The 14247-nt window shown below is 58.3% G+C and carries 14 protein-coding genes; 7 read left to right on the top strand and 7 right to left on the bottom strand.

Annotated features, from left to right (window positions below):
* Positions 1-10: 10 nt before the first annotated feature.
* Positions 11-370, top strand: a complete 360-nt coding sequence (locus ACR0KG_RS09260) for a hypothetical protein (RefSeq protein ID WP_480543993.1) — start codon at positions 11-13, stop codon at positions 368-370.
* Between the two features lie 78 nt (positions 371-448).
* Positions 449-1975 (top strand): MFS transporter, encoded by a 1527-nt coding sequence (locus ACR0KG_RS09255; RefSeq protein WP_480548034.1) that lies wholly within the window; start codon positions 449-451, stop codon positions 1973-1975.
* Positions 1976-2023: 48 nt separating this feature from the next.
* On the opposite strand, the gene ACR0KG_RS09250 is transcribed toward ACR0KG_RS09255, so the two are convergent.
* Genes ACR0KG_RS09250 through gpmI form a run of 3 tightly spaced genes read right to left on the bottom strand, consistent with a single transcriptional unit; the run spans position 2024 to position 6009 of the window.
* A complete protein-coding gene (locus ACR0KG_RS09250) occupies positions 2024-3364 on the bottom strand; it encodes a S41 family peptidase (RefSeq protein ID WP_353011140.1) in 1341 nt (446 codons plus the stop codon).
* A 6-nt stretch (positions 3365-3370) separates the two neighbouring features.
* Positions 3371-4498, bottom strand: coding sequence for a murein hydrolase activator EnvC family protein (locus ACR0KG_RS09245; protein WP_480827089.1), 1128 nt, complete (start codon positions 4496-4498; stop codon positions 3371-3373).
* Positions 4495-6009 (bottom strand): 2,3-bisphosphoglycerate-independent phosphoglycerate mutase, encoded by a 1515-nt coding sequence (gene gpmI, locus ACR0KG_RS09240; protein ID WP_480827088.1) that lies wholly within the window; start codon positions 6007-6009, stop codon positions 4495-4497. Before gpmI ends, ACR0KG_RS09245 begins: the two co-directional genes overlap by 4 nt.
* Before the next feature lie 182 nt (positions 6010-6191).
* Here gpmI and ACR0KG_RS09235 point away from each other — a divergent pair, with 182 nt between their 5' ends.
* On the top strand, positions 6192-7325 hold the full coding sequence (locus tag ACR0KG_RS09235; protein WP_480827087.1) for a DUF819 family protein: 1134 nt from the start codon (positions 6192-6194) through the stop codon (positions 7323-7325).
* 3 nt (positions 7326-7328) lie between these two features.
* Positions 7329-8750 carry a pyridoxal phosphate-dependent decarboxylase family protein gene (locus tag ACR0KG_RS09230; RefSeq protein ID WP_480548042.1) on the top strand — a complete coding sequence of 474 codons (1422 nt, stop codon included), beginning with the start codon at positions 7329-7331 and terminating at the stop codon, positions 8748-8750.
* Positions 8751-8760: 10 nt separating this feature from the next.
* Here the strand turns inward: ACR0KG_RS09230 and nqrM are convergent, their stop codons facing one another.
* From nqrM to ACR0KG_RS09215, 3 genes are all read right to left on the bottom strand, one after another.
* Positions 8761-8997 carry a (Na+)-NQR maturation NqrM gene (gene nqrM / locus ACR0KG_RS09225; RefSeq protein WP_170534755.1) on the bottom strand — a complete coding sequence of 79 codons (237 nt, stop codon included), beginning with the start codon at positions 8995-8997 and terminating at the stop codon, positions 8761-8763.
* A 14-nt stretch (positions 8998-9011) separates the two neighbouring features.
* Positions 9012-10037 (bottom strand): FAD:protein FMN transferase, encoded by a 1026-nt coding sequence (locus ACR0KG_RS09220; RefSeq protein WP_480543985.1) that lies wholly within the window; start codon positions 10035-10037, stop codon positions 9012-9014.
* A gap of 66 nt (positions 10038-10103) precedes the next feature.
* Positions 10104-10289: a hypothetical protein gene (locus tag ACR0KG_RS09215; RefSeq protein WP_480543984.1), complete on the bottom strand. Its 186-nt coding sequence runs from the start codon at positions 10287-10289 to the stop codon at positions 10104-10106.
* Between the two features lie 123 nt (positions 10290-10412).
* On the opposite strand from ACR0KG_RS09215, the gene ACR0KG_RS09210 reads away from it, so the two are divergent.
* Positions 10413-10937 carry a CBS domain-containing protein gene (locus ACR0KG_RS09210; protein ID WP_170534749.1) on the top strand — a complete coding sequence of 175 codons (525 nt, stop codon included), beginning with the start codon at positions 10413-10415 and terminating at the stop codon, positions 10935-10937.
* 6 nt (positions 10938-10943) lie between these two features.
* On the opposite strand, the gene ACR0KG_RS09205 is transcribed toward ACR0KG_RS09210, so the two are convergent.
* Positions 10944-11705, bottom strand: coding sequence for a metallophosphoesterase (locus ACR0KG_RS09205; protein ID WP_480543983.1), 762 nt, complete (start codon positions 11703-11705; stop codon positions 10944-10946).
* Positions 11706-11883: 178 nt separating this feature from the next.
* Here ACR0KG_RS09205 and ACR0KG_RS09200 point away from each other — a divergent pair, with 178 nt between their 5' ends.
* Both ACR0KG_RS09200 and tviB read left to right on the top strand, forming a co-directional pair.
* Positions 11884-12897, top strand: a complete 1014-nt coding sequence (locus ACR0KG_RS09200; RefSeq protein ID WP_480543982.1) for an SDR family NAD(P)-dependent oxidoreductase — start codon at positions 11884-11886, stop codon at positions 12895-12897.
* Between the two features lie 14 nt (positions 12898-12911).
* A complete protein-coding gene (gene tviB / locus ACR0KG_RS09195) occupies positions 12912-14195 on the top strand; it encodes a Vi polysaccharide biosynthesis UDP-N-acetylglucosamine C-6 dehydrogenase TviB (RefSeq protein ID WP_480827086.1) in 1284 nt (427 codons plus the stop codon).
* Positions 14196-14247 lie beyond the last annotated feature (52 nt).

Below are 14247 nucleotides of genomic sequence, written 5' to 3'. Positions count from 1 at the left end.
ACGCCAGACCATGACGCACCCCAGATTGATCCCCCTTCGGTTCGAAAACGGCCTGTGGCAAGGCCATCTTGAGGCCGAAACAAAACCAAATGTTGAGGTGCGCTATCTGGGCAAGCCCCTGCCCCAGGTCACATTGACAGAAGCCCAGGATGGGTGGGCCTTGGCCGTTCCTGTGCCTGCTGCGGCGCTATCCGAAGGCGTACACTGTTTTGTCATCGTTGATACGACGACTACACAAAAACTGGGGAATTTCACCGTGATCGCAGGCGAACCCGCCGCAGATGATCTGCGAACCGAGGTCGAATTGTTGCGCGCTGAGCTGGAGATGCTCAAACGCGCTTTTCGCCAGATTTGCCGGGGCGACGACTGACCGCCAATAGTCCGTCAACCTATCTTTTTGGCTTCATTCATGCATCATTGACCCATTTGGATCACGAAGGATGCGGATATGGATCGCAGCAGCATTGTAAAAGTTGCCGCATTGATGGTGACGGGTTTTGGCATCGGTATCGATTTCACCGGTGCCCTGATGCTGGTGCCCGCAATCGAAAACAGTTTCGACGCTGACATTACCAGCACCCAATGGGTGCTGAACATCTACGCCCTGTTTTTTGCCATGACCATGGTCGCTGGAGGCCGCCTGGGCGATATGTACGGTCATCGAAAGATCATGATAATCGGCCTGACGATCTTTCTGTTTGCATCCGTGATGTGCTTTGTCGCCCCCAGCCTGGACTTTCTGATTGGCGCGCGGGCCCTGCAGGGGATCGGCGCGGGCTGTGTATGGCCCTGCACGCTGGCGTTTGGGGCCACCAAAGTCTCACGCCCGGAACACCGCGCATTGGTGATGGGCCTGATCCTGGCCGGTGTGACCACGGGCAATGTCTTTGGCCCCATGATCAGCGGGCTGGCGGTTAGCTTCGGAGAATGGCGGTATTTCTTTCTGGCGAACATCGTCTTTTCCTGCATCTCCATGGCAACCGCGCTGCTGCTGATGCAACGCGAGACCCAGCACAAACAGGGTGAACATATCGACTACGCAGGCATGGCTATCTTGTCTTTTGCCGTGCTGCTGTTGCTATACGGGTTGGATGTTGGTGCCGATTGGGGCTGGACCTCAGTCCCCCTGCTGCTTTTGTTCTTCGTCAGCGCGGTTTTGTTCTTTCTCTTCCCCAAGGTCGAAAAACGCGTGGTCGAACCGCTGCTGCTGCCTCAGATGATGCAGAACAAACAGTTTCGGATCACGCTGGGGCTGAACATGTTCAATGTGTCTGCCGCCTTTGTCGGCCTGCTGTATTTCCCGCAATACATGCAAAAGGTTTTGGGGTGGTCGACCTTTGAATCTGCGCTGGGGCTGGCACCGCTTACCCTGTTGCTGGCTGTTGGGTCAGTGGTCTCGGGCACGCTCTACAATGATTTCGGCCCCAAACGGCTGCTGTTCTGGGGCTATTTGATCGCCACGATTGGCGCGGCCAGTATCGTGGTTCTTCCCGCCAGTTTCGGATATTTTCAAATCCTGCCCGGCATGGCGATGATCGGGCTGGGTGCAACGCTAACGGTTGGCCCATCGGGCACCGCTGCGGTCTGTGCCGTTAAACCCGAACGCGCCGGACTTGTGGGCGGGCTAAGCTTTATGACCCATCTCGTGTATGGCGCCATCTCGGTCGCCTGCGCTACAGCGATCATGTATGTGGTGTCTTTGTCCAGCCTGCGCGACAAGCTGGCGGCGGCCAACATCCCCCTGACTGACGCCGATCAGCGGGCCATCAACGGCGGAACGCTCAACACCGAATCCGCCCACGCCGTATTGGCCAAACTGAATACCGATCAAGTCGAAACCCTGAAATCCGCGATTGCCAGCGCGTTTGACAGCGGAATGAACATGGCCTTTATCTTTTCCACAGTCTCGGTATCCGTGGGCATCCTGCTGGCGTTGATGCTGGACGAAAGCAAGCTGCATAAGATCGAGGAATAAAAAAAGGGTCGCGCCCTGCGCGACCCTCGTTTCCTTTGGGCAAGCGCCTTACTGAGACGGCCCGTTCGGATTGAAGGCGGACAGGCCCTTGAGGATATCGATGGCATAGGCCAGCTGATAGTCCTCTTCCCGCAGCTCGGCTGTTTCTTCGGCCTTGGCGCGATCTTCTTCAATCTGGCGGATTTCATCCTCGCTCAGGCTGTCATTGTCCAGGCTGCCGCGCAGCTGGGCCTCGGACCGAGTGAAGGGGTTCTCCTCGTCCTCCTCGGCTTCGGGCTGCGGGCGCGGTTGTTCCACGATGATGTCCGGGCTGACGCCCAGCGCCTGGATCGAACGACCCGAAGGCGTGTAATAGCGCGATGTGGTCAGTCGCATCGCCCCGTCGCCACGCAGCGGCATCACGGTCTGGACCGAGCCTTTGCCAAAGCTCTTGGTGCCCACAACGATCGCACGACGATGATCCTGCAAGGCACCCGCAACGATTTCCGAGGCCGAGGCCGAACCACCATTGATCAGCACCACGATGGGCTTGCCTTCGGCCAGATCGCCGGGGGTGGCGTTGAACCGCTCACCATCTTGTGGATCACGGCCTCGGGTCGAGACAATCTCGCCTTCGTTCAGGAACGCATCCGACACGCGGATCGCCTGAGTGAGCAAACCGCCAGGGTTGTTCCGCAGATCCAGCACAACGCCGTTGACCTTATCGATCCCGCCCGCTTCGGCGATCTGTTCCTCAAGACCCGCTTGCAGGTTCGGGAAGGTCTGATCATTGAACGTGGTTACACGCAACACAACGCTGGTGCCTTCGGTACGTGCGCGCACAGCGGTCAGTTTAATCGTGTCACGGATTATGGTGACATCAAAAGGCTCAGGCTCGCCTTCGCGAACAACCGTGATGATGATCTCGGAGCCCACAGGCCCGCGCATCAAGTCAACCGCCTTGTCCAGCGTCAGGCCCAGAATGCTTTCACCATCCACATGCGTGATGAAATCCCCGGCTTCGATCCCGGCTGCCGCGGCGGGCGTATCATCGATGGGCGAGACGACTTTGACAAAGCCTTCCTCTTGCGTCACCTCGATGCCGAGGCCGCCAAATTCACCGCGTGTCTGCACGCGCATCTGCTCAGCGTCATCGGGCGACAGATAGCTGGAATGCGGATCAAGCGATGTGAGCATGCCGTCAATCGCAGCCTCGATCAGCTCCTCGGGCTCAACCTCTTCGACATATTGCGCGCGAATGCGTTCGAAAATGTCACCGAACAGGTCCAGTTGCTGATACACATCGGCCTTTTTCTCGGCTTCCTGCGCCAGTAGCGGGCCTGCAATCTGGGTGGTTGCGATAATCCCTGCCACGGTTCCGGCCAGACCGGCCATCACAAATCTCTTCATACTCGTCTATCCATCCTTGTTGGTCCAAAACCACGATTCCGGGTCCACGGGGCTATTGTCTTCTCTTACCTCTATATAGAGCGTTTCTGACCGGTCAGTTCCAGTGCCATCACCACTTGTTGACAAAATAGCGCCGATTTCGGGCGCCGCACCGGGCATTAGCCCAACTGGTGTGCCTTCGGGGATCACCTGTCCGATATCGCCGTATACCTCCTGCAAACCTGAGAAAACGAATAGAAGTCCGGGCTGGGGTTCCAGAATGATCAGGTTCCCAAGCTCAAGCAAAGGCCCGCGATAGCGGATCGTCGCCGCGGTGGGCGCGGTGACCAAGGCGCGGGGCCGTGTGCCCAAAACCAGTCCGGGGCGCGTCACCCCCGCCGCATCGGTTTCTCCTGCACGGTGCAGCAAGATACCCTGTACCGGAAGCTGTACGTCTCCCTTGCGGCTGGCCACGCTAGCATCGGTCGAAGCAATTTCGCCTTCCGAGATTTCGGACAATCCGCTGGCGAACCCATCCAGCGTCTCCGTGGATGAGATCAGGATTGCTGTCTTGATCGGGTCTTCGACGAAACGCTTGGGCAGATCGGTTCGATCAGCAATTGCCTCACTCAGGCGGGTTCGGGCGGATTGCACAGCGCTCTGTCCCTCGGTCAGAGTCTCAGCAGCGTCCTGTTGCAGCAGACGCAGGGTTTGAACCTCTTGCAGGTCACGTGCCAGATCTTCGGCCTTGGCGTTCAGGCCCGGCGTGACTTCGGACAGCATCATGCCCGTCCGTGCCGCGCCCAGCGGGCCTGAAGGATGCAGCATCAGAACCGGTGGCGCAGTGGTTTCGATTGTCTGCAAAACCCCCAAGAGCTGCGCCACATCCTTTTCCCGTGTTCGTAATTCTGCCGATAGCTGAGCCTCACGCGTTGCGGCCATGCGCAGGCCATCGCGCATCGCAGACAGGCCCGCCTCATAGGCCTGAATGGTCTGGGTCAAAGCCCGTACCCGATCCCGCGCGCTGTCCGCTTCGGTCAGCGAGATCGAGGCCTGCTCCAGCATCTCCGCTGCGTCAAGCGCCGCCCGCGACGGGTTCTGTGCTATGGCCTGACCAGCCAAAGACAGAGCTATGGCAGCGGCCATTACTCTCATGAGATCAAGCTCTCGCCCGTCATTTCAGGCGGCTTAGGCAGGTTCATTAGGTCTAGCAGGGTTGGTGCCAGATCGGACAAGCGCCCGCTGCGCAGCACGGCCCCTTCGGGACCCCCAACCAAAGCCACCGGAACCGGGTTCAGCGTATGCGCGGTATGCGGCCCGCCGGTTTCCGGGTCGACCATCACCTCGCAATTGCCATGATCGGCTGTGACGATCATCGCGCCACCGACGGTGTTCAACGCCTCAACAACTTGCGCCAAGCCCTGATCCACCGCCTCACAGGCTTTGATCGCGGCCTGCAGGTCGCCGGTGTGACCCACCATGTCCGGGTTGGCATAATTGGTGACGATCAGGTCATACCCCGCTTCGATGGCCTCAACAAATTTTTCAGTCACCTCGGCCGAGGACATTTCGGGCTGCAAATCATAGGTCGCCACTTTGGGCGACTTGGGCATGAAACGATCCTCGCCTGCCTCCGACACCTCTTTGCCGCCATTCAGGAAGAAGGTCACATGCGGGTATTTCTCGGTCTCGGCCAGCCGGAACTGGCGCAAGCCCTGTTTGGCCACCCATTCGCCCAGCGTGTTTATGATAGCGCGTTTCGGGAACACTGTGGTCATATAGGCGTTGTGGCTATCCGAGTACTCGACCATCCCCAACAGCGCCGACAAAATCGGGCGCGGACCGGTATCGAAATCAGCAAAGCCCAGCTCGCCAATGGCGCGCAGGATTTCCCGCGCACGGTCGGCGCGGAAGTTCAGGCAAAAGAACCCGTCGCCATCTTTGACGCCCTCATACCCATCCAGAACCGTCGGGATGATGAATTCATCCGTTTCAGATTGGGTATAGGCCTCATCCACCGCCCCATGCGCCGTGCCGGCCGCGCGGCCTTGCCCTTTGATCACGGCATCATACGCCTGTGAGACCCGCTCCCACCGGTTGTCGCGGTCCATGGCAAAATAGCGCCCGCTGACGGAGACTATACGAGCCCCTTCAGGCAGGCGATCCTCCAGCTCTGCGATATAGGTCGGGGCCGATTTCGGGGCCACGTCGCGCCCGTCGGTCACAGCGTGCAGCGCCACAGGAACACCGGCATCTGTGATCGCCTTGGCCGCTGCTAAGATATGGTTCACATGCCCATGTACGCCGCCATCCGAGGCCAGACCCATCAGATGCGCCGTGCCGCCTGCGGCTTTCACCTTGGCGACAAAGGCCTGCAACGCGTCATTGTCGAAGAAGGATCCATCCTCAATCGCCAAATCAATCTGCCCCAGGTCCATCGCGACAACGCGACCGGCACCGATATTGGTGTGCCCGACCTCGGAATTACCCATTTGCCCGCTGGGCAGGCCCACATCCGGGCCGTGGGTGATCAGCGTAGCATGAGGACCTTTCATAATCGCATCAAAGGTCGGCGTCTCAGCCAGATAAGGCGCATTCGCCTGCGTGTCTTCGGACAATCCCCAACCATCCAGAATGCACAAGACTACGGGTTTGGGCGTGGCCATTTCGATCTCCGGTAACTGCTCTTGCCCCATCTTCTAGCCTCTGGTCGCCGGGGGGTGAACCGCCTTTGCAGGAATTGGTGCAGATTTAATCAAACCGTCAGCGCAGAAGAACCTTACGTCAGGTCCTCTTGTGTGATCAGGGCCGGGCCGCCTAGTCTCGGGTCCTGAGGAAGAGGACAGTCATGCAAACAGGACTTTCGGGTTTTGCCCTGATCTATGTGTTGGCGCCCGCCGCACTGATGCTATTGGCCCGGCACTGGGCGTTGGCTGGGCGTATCGGGCCGATTGTTCTGTGTTACATGGCCGGGCTAGCCTTGGGGGTTTCCGGGCTGCAACCCGAAGCCGCACAGCAACTTAGGGAATCCGTGATTGAAGCAAGCCTGGGACTGGCCCTACCCCTGCTGCTGTTTGGCGTCAACCTGCGAGCCTGGGGCCGCGTGGCCGGGTCTGCGTTGCTGTCCATGGCACTGGCTGTTCTTGCGGTTGGGCTTGTCGCCACAGGGCTGTTCTTTGCCTTCAGCGCCACAGGCACCGAACAGGCCGAGCAGCTTTCGGGTATGGCAGTCGGTATGTATTCCGGCGGTCTGGCGAACATGGGCGCGATCAAATTGGCGCTAGATATCCCCGAAGGCCGCTATCTGCTGTTTGCAACCGTCGACACGGTCGTCGGCGCGGCCTATCTGTTGTTTGTCCTGACCCTAGCACCTGTGGTCTTTGGTCTGTTCCTGAAACCCTTCATGGGCGACCGTGACGCAGACCTCCCGCCTGAGTGCGAGGCGACAAAGCCAAACTTATATCTGCACGGCATCATCGCGTTCCTTGCAGCGTCGCTTTGTGTTGCGGCCGCGTTGATCTTTGCGCCGACCTTCAGCTTTGCCGCTCAGCCCGTAGTCATCGTGATCTTGCTGACAACACTTGGCCTTTTGGGATCACTGACGCCGTCGCTGCACCAAAACAGAGCCGCGCCTGAAATGGGCATGTTCCTACTTTACATATTCTCATTCAGTGTTGCCGCTTCGATGGATTTGGCCAAGTTGCAGGACATGGACCTGACGGTGCTGGGCTTTGTCCTGATCGCCACATTCGGCAGTTTCGCCCTGCACGCGCTGTTCGCCCGGCTCGCAGGGATCGACCGGGACACATTCCTGATCACCTCGGTCGCCGCCGTCATGTCGCCCGCCTTTGTCCCCATGATCTCGCGCAGTCTGCGCAACCCCGCGATCTTGATGTCGGGCATGGCTACCGGCATTCTGGGATTTGCGATCGGGAACTATCTGGGCATTTCACTGGCGCTGCTGCTGACCAGAGGGGGATAGGATATGGATCATCAGAAACTGCCTGCGGCGGGTCGTCCCGAGGATGAGATACTGGATCAGCTCAAATCCTTTGCCGAGGATGACCCGAACTATCGAGAGGGCCGCACGTGGAGCCTTGTCTACCACCTGGATGACGCGCACGACGCCTTCACCGCCAAGGCCTACAGTGCGTTTTCTTCGGCCAACGGGCTGAACCCTGCCGCGTTTCAAAGCCTGAAACGGATGGAGACCCAGATCATCTCGACCATGGCAGGGTTGCTGCATGGCGGGCCGGACACGTGCGGCGTGGTCACGGCTGGCGGGACGGAAAGCTGCCTGATGGCGGTCAAAACCTACCGGGATATGGCGCGCAAAAAACGCAAGGTGACGCGGCCCAATATGATCTTGCCAAAGACCGCTCATGTGGCCTGGTTCAAGGCTGCTGAGTATTTCGGGGTCAAAGCGCGCCTGCTGCCGATGACACCGGATCATGCGACAGACATTTCCCGGCTGAAACGCATGATCAACGCGGGCACGGTGATGATCCTAGGGTCGGCCCCCGAGTACCCGCACGGCACCATCGACCCCATTGCCCAGATGGGGGCGATTGCACAATCCAAAGGTATTCCCCTGCATATCGACGCGTGCGTCGGCGGGCTGATCCTGCCGTTTATGGAACGCAACGGCGTTGACCTGCCCGACTGGGATTTCCGCGTTCCGGGGGTCACTTCGATCTCAGCCGATCTGCACAAATACGGCTATGCGGCCAAAGGGGCCTCGACCATCCTCTACCGCAATCTCGACCTGCTTAAGCATCAGATGTTCATCTGTCAGGACTGGCCCGGAGGCGTCTTTGCCTCACCCGCCCTGCTAGGCACCCGGCCAGGTGGGGCCTATGCCGCTGCCTGGGCGGTCATGCAGAAACTGGGGGTCGAAGGTTATTGCCAACTTGCCAAAGACACAACTGAAGCCGTCGAAAAGCTGAAATCCGGCATCGCGGCAATCGATGGCCTGCGCATCCTGGGCAACCCGCAGGGGCCCTTGCTGGCCTATGGTTCGACCGACCCGAAACTCAACATCTATGCGGTGGCGGATCAGCTGGAACGCGCGGGTTGGAGCATCAATCGCGTCCAGAATCCCGATGGCATTCACTGTATGGTCACCGCCAAACATCTGCATGTGGCTGATGAATATCTGGCTGATGTGGCACAGGCGGTTGCCACCGTGCGGGCAAATCCCGATCTGGCCAAGACCGGCGGCGCCGCGACTTATGGCATGATGGCGCATGTCCCACTGCGCGGGATGGTCAAATCTAAAGTGCTGGATGTATTCGCCGAAATGTATCGCGCAGGGGGCGGGGGTTTGCATCTGGATAGTGGCAAAGCGCCAAACCTGCTGGAACGCGGCATGGCCCGGTATGTGCAGTGGAAAGCGCGGCGTAGTTAGAGCCTGACAATCAGGATTGCCGCTCCATCTGCTCCAGCATCTTCTTTGCGCGTTTGCACTGCAGTTGATCCCGCAGCGGGCTGTTCGGGTCGACATCTTTCTGGCAAACCACGCATTTATCCGCACCCGAGATTGCGTTCAGACCACCGCAGCTGCCTTTGATGGTCTTGCCCATCAGCATCACACCCAGTGACATGCCAATCATGACAAGTGCCAGAAGAACAAAAGCCAGAATGAAAGTGCTCATCTCAGTTCCTACCGTCAGTCGGTTCCCAACGCGTCTTTGAAGGCGCTGCTGTGAACCGTAATATAGGCATCATCGCCGCCTGTCACATCCCGCGAGATGAAATACACGGCAAGTTTATGCTCTTCCGCCAGCGCCAACCCTTTTTCCTGCCCCAAGGCCAGCATCGCGGTCGCCCAGGCATCGGCCATCATCGCGTTTTCCGCCAGAACGGTGACCGAGGTTGTCCGATGGGTGATCGGACGGCCCGTGACCGGATCGATGATATGCGAATAGCGCACGCCATCTTGCTCGAAGAAGTTTTTGTAGTCGCCCGAGCTGGCCATGCCACGATCGTTCAGCGGCACGATCAGTTGCACGGTTTGCGATCCGGCTTCGGGCTTTTCGATACCGATCTGCCAGGCCTCACCTTTGTCATTTTGCCCCTTGGCGACCAGATCACCACCAATCTCGACCAGATAGTCCTCAATCCCTGCTTCACGCAGGGTCCCAGCCACCGCGTCGATGCCATAACCTTTTGCGATTGCGGACAGGTTGATCCCCACGGCTGGATCGGATTTCGCCAAAGTACCGGCAGCGCCGTCCAATGTCAGCAACCGGGCCTGACCAACACCGCTTAGCGCTGTCTCAATATCTTCATCCGATGGCACCGGATCTTCGGGTTTCCGTGGGCCAAAGCCCCAAAGCTCAATCAGCGGGCCGAGCGTGACATCAAACGTCCCGCCTGTTTTCGCGTGCACATCGTTGGCCGCGGCCAGTACCAATGCGAACTCTTCCGACACCGCCATAGGGTCCGTGCTGGTCGAGGCCGAGAAAGTTGAAACCTCGGAATTGGGATCCCAGTTCGACATCTTGGCATTGACCTGAGCTAGAGTCTCTTCGACCGCTGTGGCCAGCGCCGCCTCGTCCAAATCCTCACCAATCGCAGTGATGTTGAAGGTTGTGCCCATTGTCTCGCCAGACAGGCGAACAACTTCGGGTTCCTTGTCGAACAGGCAACCGGTCAGAGCGGTCAAAAGGGCCAATGCAGGCAGCAGACGCATGGGGTAGTCTCCGGGAAAATCAGTGCCCGGCATATGCCAGCCACCATTGGCGGAGTCAAACCAGCATCACAGCTTTAGCGGCAAAAAGCCCAGCATCAAAAGGCCAACACCCGCAGGTACGCCAAACAACCAAGCCCGCTTTTGCCATCCTTCGGCCTGTTGTTTCCAAGCCAGGCGAAAATTATGCCCGCAAACGACCACAGCAAAGAAAATCAACGCAGCAACTGGCGGTGTCAGGTAAAGATCGCTCACGTCTTTGGGCTCCTGTTCGGGGTCCGGTTTTTTGCCGATCGGGACAATTGGACCCTATACAGGTCGTTTAGCTGCGCTAAGGTGAAAGGGAAAGACACACAATACCCCGGAAGGAGAATGCCTATGGCTCCAACCTCGTATCAGTCCCCCTCGCGCGGCGATAAGGCTGACAAGTCGACCTACAGCCAGTCTGCGGAATCGAACCTGTCGCATGCACAGACAACAGTGGCAAAACTGTTGACGGGTAAAGGAGATGATGTGTTTTCCGTGCGCCCGAACGAGACCATTCATTCCGTAGTCAACACGCTCAAGGAAAAGCGGATCGGGGCAGTTCTGGTGACGGATCAGAACGGGGCGCTACAGGGTATTCTATCGGAACGCGACATTGTGCGCCGCATGGCAGATACGCCTGGCCAGACCCTGCCACAATCGGTCGAAGACTTGATGACACGCGATGTCAAAACTTGCTCACCTGACGATTATCTGAATGACGTTCTGAAAACGATGACCGAAGGCAAATTTCGCCATATGCCCGTCTTGCGCGACGGTAATCTGTGCGGCGTGATCACTATTGGCGATGTGGTGCATTTCCGGTTACAGGAACTGGAATACGAAGCGCTGCGCATGAAGCAGATGATCGTAGGCTGATCGCGTTCAGGTCGAGGTGAAGCGCACACCGCCATGAAACACCTCTGCCGCCGTGAGGCGATTGGTGACAAACGCGCCGGTGTCTATTGAGATAACTCCGTTCTCTGCCCGCGCCTGATCAACAATGGTATGGCCGTGCAGGACCCATTGACCATCCTCTCTGGGCTCGCGCGTTAGCATCGGATGCCCCCACAGGCAGATATCGCGTGGTTGCGCATTAACAGGATGGCGTGGGTCCAGTGCCGCGTGCACAACAGTGATATTGCCGCTGGTCCAGGTCAGGGGACGATCCCTGAGCCAGCTCAATAGGTCTTCCCCCATAACCCGCTGCAATTTTTCAGCAATCTCGACCGCCGGTTCGCCTAAAATGGCCTCGGCCACACCGGTGATGCCAAACGAGGCGAGCGTTTGAACGCCACCGTTTTGCAGCCACAGGCGGCTGACCCGTTTTGGATCGTCAACGAAGCGCAAAAGCATCTCTTCGTGATTGCCCAGCAGGCAGGTGACCCGTCCGCCCGAAGATTCGCTGAGATGCCGCAACTGATGCAAGACCTGAGCGCTGTAGGCACCGCGATCTACATAGTCGCCAACAAAAACCCAAGGGCAACTGTCGTCCAACCGGGGCAGCAAATCCTGCAACAGATCCAGCCGCCCATGAATGTCGCCAATGGCGATGAACGGTTGATCGGGCGCGATCTCGGGCATTATGGGCGACGGCGCTTGCGCGTCGTGTTTACCGAACAGCCCTTTGATCCAATCCCTAACCATCACGTGCCCTCCCTACCCCGGCTCAGCCTTGGCGACAATCGGCAATTCCCAGTGGCGTTTTCGGCGTGTGCCTAATCGACCAGCTTGGCCGAATAGCCGCAAAACGGGAAAATCTGCTTGACCTCGAAGCGGGGAAAGTATCCCTGATGCGCAGAGTTTTATTGTGTTCGAGGGTTTTATGAAACGTGTTTTGATCACCGGGACCGCAGGGTTCATCGGCTTCCATCTGGCAAAGCTCCTGCTGTCAGAAGGGTTCCGGGTGCATGGCTATGACGGGATGACAGACTATTACGATGTCACCCTGAAACAGCGCCGCCATCAGATGCTGATGCAGACCCCAGGTTTCACCGCGACCGAGGCGATGCTGGAAGATCACGAACAGCTGATGAAAGTCGCTGATGAGTTTCAGCCCGAGATTATCGTTCACCTCGCAGCACAAGCCGGGGTCCGATACAGCCTGGAAGAGCCGCGCAGCTACATAAACTCCAATGTTGTCGGTACGTTCAACGTGATGGAGGCCGCGCGCATCCACAAGGTCGAACACCTGCTGATGGCTTCGACCTCATCGGTCTACGGTGCCAATGAAGAGATGCCCTTTACCGAGGTCGAAAAGGCCGACACCCAGCTGACCATCTATTCGGCCACCAAAAAGGCCAATGAGGCGATGGGCCACTCCTACGCGCATCTTTGGGACTTGCCGACAACGATGTTCCGGTTTTTCACCGTCTATGGCACCTGGGGACGGCCTGATCTGGCGCTGTACAAATTCGTGGATGCGATTCTGGATGACCGGCCCATCGACATCTACAATCACGGTGACATGTATCGCGATTTCACAAACGTGGACGATCTGGTCCGTGGCATCCGATTGTTGATCGATGTGCCGCCCGTGCGCCCCGAAAGCGCTGACCAGATTGAAGAGGGTGACAGCCTGTCCCCCGTTGCGCCCTATCGCGTGGTCAATATCGGCAATGGCGACAAGGTGCGCCTGATGGATTTTGTCGAAGCCATCGAAGAAGCGATAGGCAAAGAGGCCATCCGAAACTATATGCCCATGCAGATGGGCGACGTCCCCGCCACATGGGCCAATACTGATCTGCTGCAACGGCTAACTGGTTACCGCCCGCAAACCGATTTCAAAGATGGGATCGCCCGGTTTGTCGCGTGGTTCCGGGACTATCACGGCAAATAAAGACTGAGACCTGAATGCTGCAAACGAACCCCGATGCCCGCAAGATCGCTGTCATTGGATTGGGCTATGTGGGCCTGCCTTTGGCGGTGGCCTTTGGCAAGATCAGCCCGGTCATCGGGTTCGACATCAACCCGGCCCGCATCGACGCCCTGCGCGCCGGCCAAGATGCCACGCACGAGGTTGAACCGGAAGATCTAGCCGCCGCAACGGGTCTGACCTTCACCACCGATGTCGCAGATCTTGCGGCCTGTGACACCTATATCGTCACCGTGCCCACCCCGATCACGGCTGGCAAACAGCCTGACCTTTCGCCCCTGCTTGCGGCATCGGAAACAGTCGGCGGTGTTCTGAAACCCGGCGATCTGGTGATTTACGAATCCACCGTCTATCCCGGCGCGACCGAGGAAGATTGCGTTCCGGTGCTGGAACGCGCTTCGGACCTGAAATTCAACACGGATTTCTTTGCAGGCTACAGCCCGGAACGCATTAATCCTGGCGACAAGACCCATCGGATTGCGGATATTTGCAAGGTGACCTCTGGCTCGACCTCCGAAGTGGCCGATCTGGTCGATGCGCTATATGCCCGGATCATCACCGCCGGAACCCACAAGGCCGAAAGCATCCGCGTGGCCGAGGCGGCAAAGGTCATCGAAAACACCCAACGCGATCTGAACATCGCGCTGGTCAATGAACTGGCGATGATCTTCGGACGCATGGGCATCGATACCGAGGCCGTCCTGCGCGCCGCAGGCACCAAATGGAATTTCCTGCCCTTCCGCCCGGGCCTGGTTGGTGGTCACTGTATTGGCGTTGACCCGTACTACCTGACCCACAAGGCCGAGGCCGTGGGCCATCACCCCCAGATCATTCTGGCCGGGCGGCGGCTGAACGATCGGATGGGCAGCTACGTGGTATCTCAACTGGTCAAACGCATGACCCGCAACGGCATCAATGTCGGTGCGGCACGGGTCCTAGTTCTGGGCCTTACCTTCAAGGAAAACTGTCCCGACTTACGCAATACGCGCGTCGCTGATATCATTGAGGAATTGCAGAGCTATGGCATCAGCGTTGATGTCCACGATCCCCATGCCGACCCCGCCGCAGCCGAGGCTGAATACGGTCTCTCGCTTTTAGAGGTCCCTCAGGACGGGACCTATGACGCGGTCGTTCTGGCAGTCGCGCATCAGAAATACAAAGACCTCGACCCTGCCACATTCCGCGCCTACGGCAAAGCCAACAGCGTGGTGTTCGACATCAAGTCCTGCCTGCCAAGAGACGCAAGCGACTTGAGGCTTTGACTCAGTTCCGCAAATGAAAACCGGCGCATGTTGCGCCGGTTTTTTTGGTCTC

It is taken from the genome of Ruegeria sp. H4 (assembly GCF_056533065.1).
Note: the sequence above shows the minus strand (reverse complement) of the source record. Positions and strands in the feature narration are given on the sequence as shown.

What these genes read in the sequence shown, in the direction of transcription:
- ACR0KG_RS09260 (WP_480543993.1), top strand. Translation starts at nt 11, where the DNA reads ATGACGCACCCCAGATTGATCCCCCTTCGGTTCGAAAACGGCCTGTGG.
- ACR0KG_RS09255 (WP_480548034.1), top strand. Translation starts at nt 449, where the DNA reads ATGGATCGCAGCAGCATTGTAAAAGTTGCCGCATTGATGGTGACGGGT.
- ACR0KG_RS09250 (WP_353011140.1), bottom strand. Translation starts at nt 3,364, where the DNA reads ATGAAGAGATTTGTGATGGCCGGTCTGGCCGGAACCGTGGCAGGGATT.
- ACR0KG_RS09245 (WP_480827089.1), bottom strand. Translation starts at nt 4,498, where the DNA reads ATGAGAGTAATGGCCGCTGCCATAGCTCTGTCTTTGGCTGGTCAGGCC.
- gpmI (WP_480827088.1), bottom strand. Translation starts at nt 6,009, where the DNA reads ATGGCCACGCCCAAACCCGTAGTCTTGTGCATTCTGGATGGTTGGGGA.
- ACR0KG_RS09235 (WP_480827087.1), top strand. Translation starts at nt 6,192, where the DNA reads ATGCAAACAGGACTTTCGGGTTTTGCCCTGATCTATGTGTTGGCGCCC.
- ACR0KG_RS09230 (WP_480548042.1), top strand. Translation starts at nt 7,329, where the DNA reads ATGGATCATCAGAAACTGCCTGCGGCGGGTCGTCCCGAGGATGAGATA.
- nqrM (WP_170534755.1), bottom strand. Translation starts at nt 8,997, where the DNA reads ATGAGCACTTTCATTCTGGCTTTTGTTCTTCTGGCACTTGTCATGATT.
- ACR0KG_RS09220 (WP_480543985.1), bottom strand. Translation starts at nt 10,037, where the DNA reads ATGCGTCTGCTGCCTGCATTGGCCCTTTTGACCGCTCTGACCGGTTGC.
- ACR0KG_RS09210 (WP_170534749.1), top strand. Translation starts at nt 10,413, where the DNA reads ATGGCTCCAACCTCGTATCAGTCCCCCTCGCGCGGCGATAAGGCTGAC.
- ACR0KG_RS09205 (WP_480543983.1), bottom strand. Translation starts at nt 11,705, where the DNA reads ATGGTTAGGGATTGGATCAAAGGGCTGTTCGGTAAACACGACGCGCAA.
- ACR0KG_RS09200 (WP_480543982.1), top strand. Translation starts at nt 11,884, where the DNA reads ATGAAACGTGTTTTGATCACCGGGACCGCAGGGTTCATCGGCTTCCAT.
- tviB (WP_480827086.1), top strand. Translation starts at nt 12,912, where the DNA reads ATGCTGCAAACGAACCCCGATGCCCGCAAGATCGCTGTCATTGGATTG.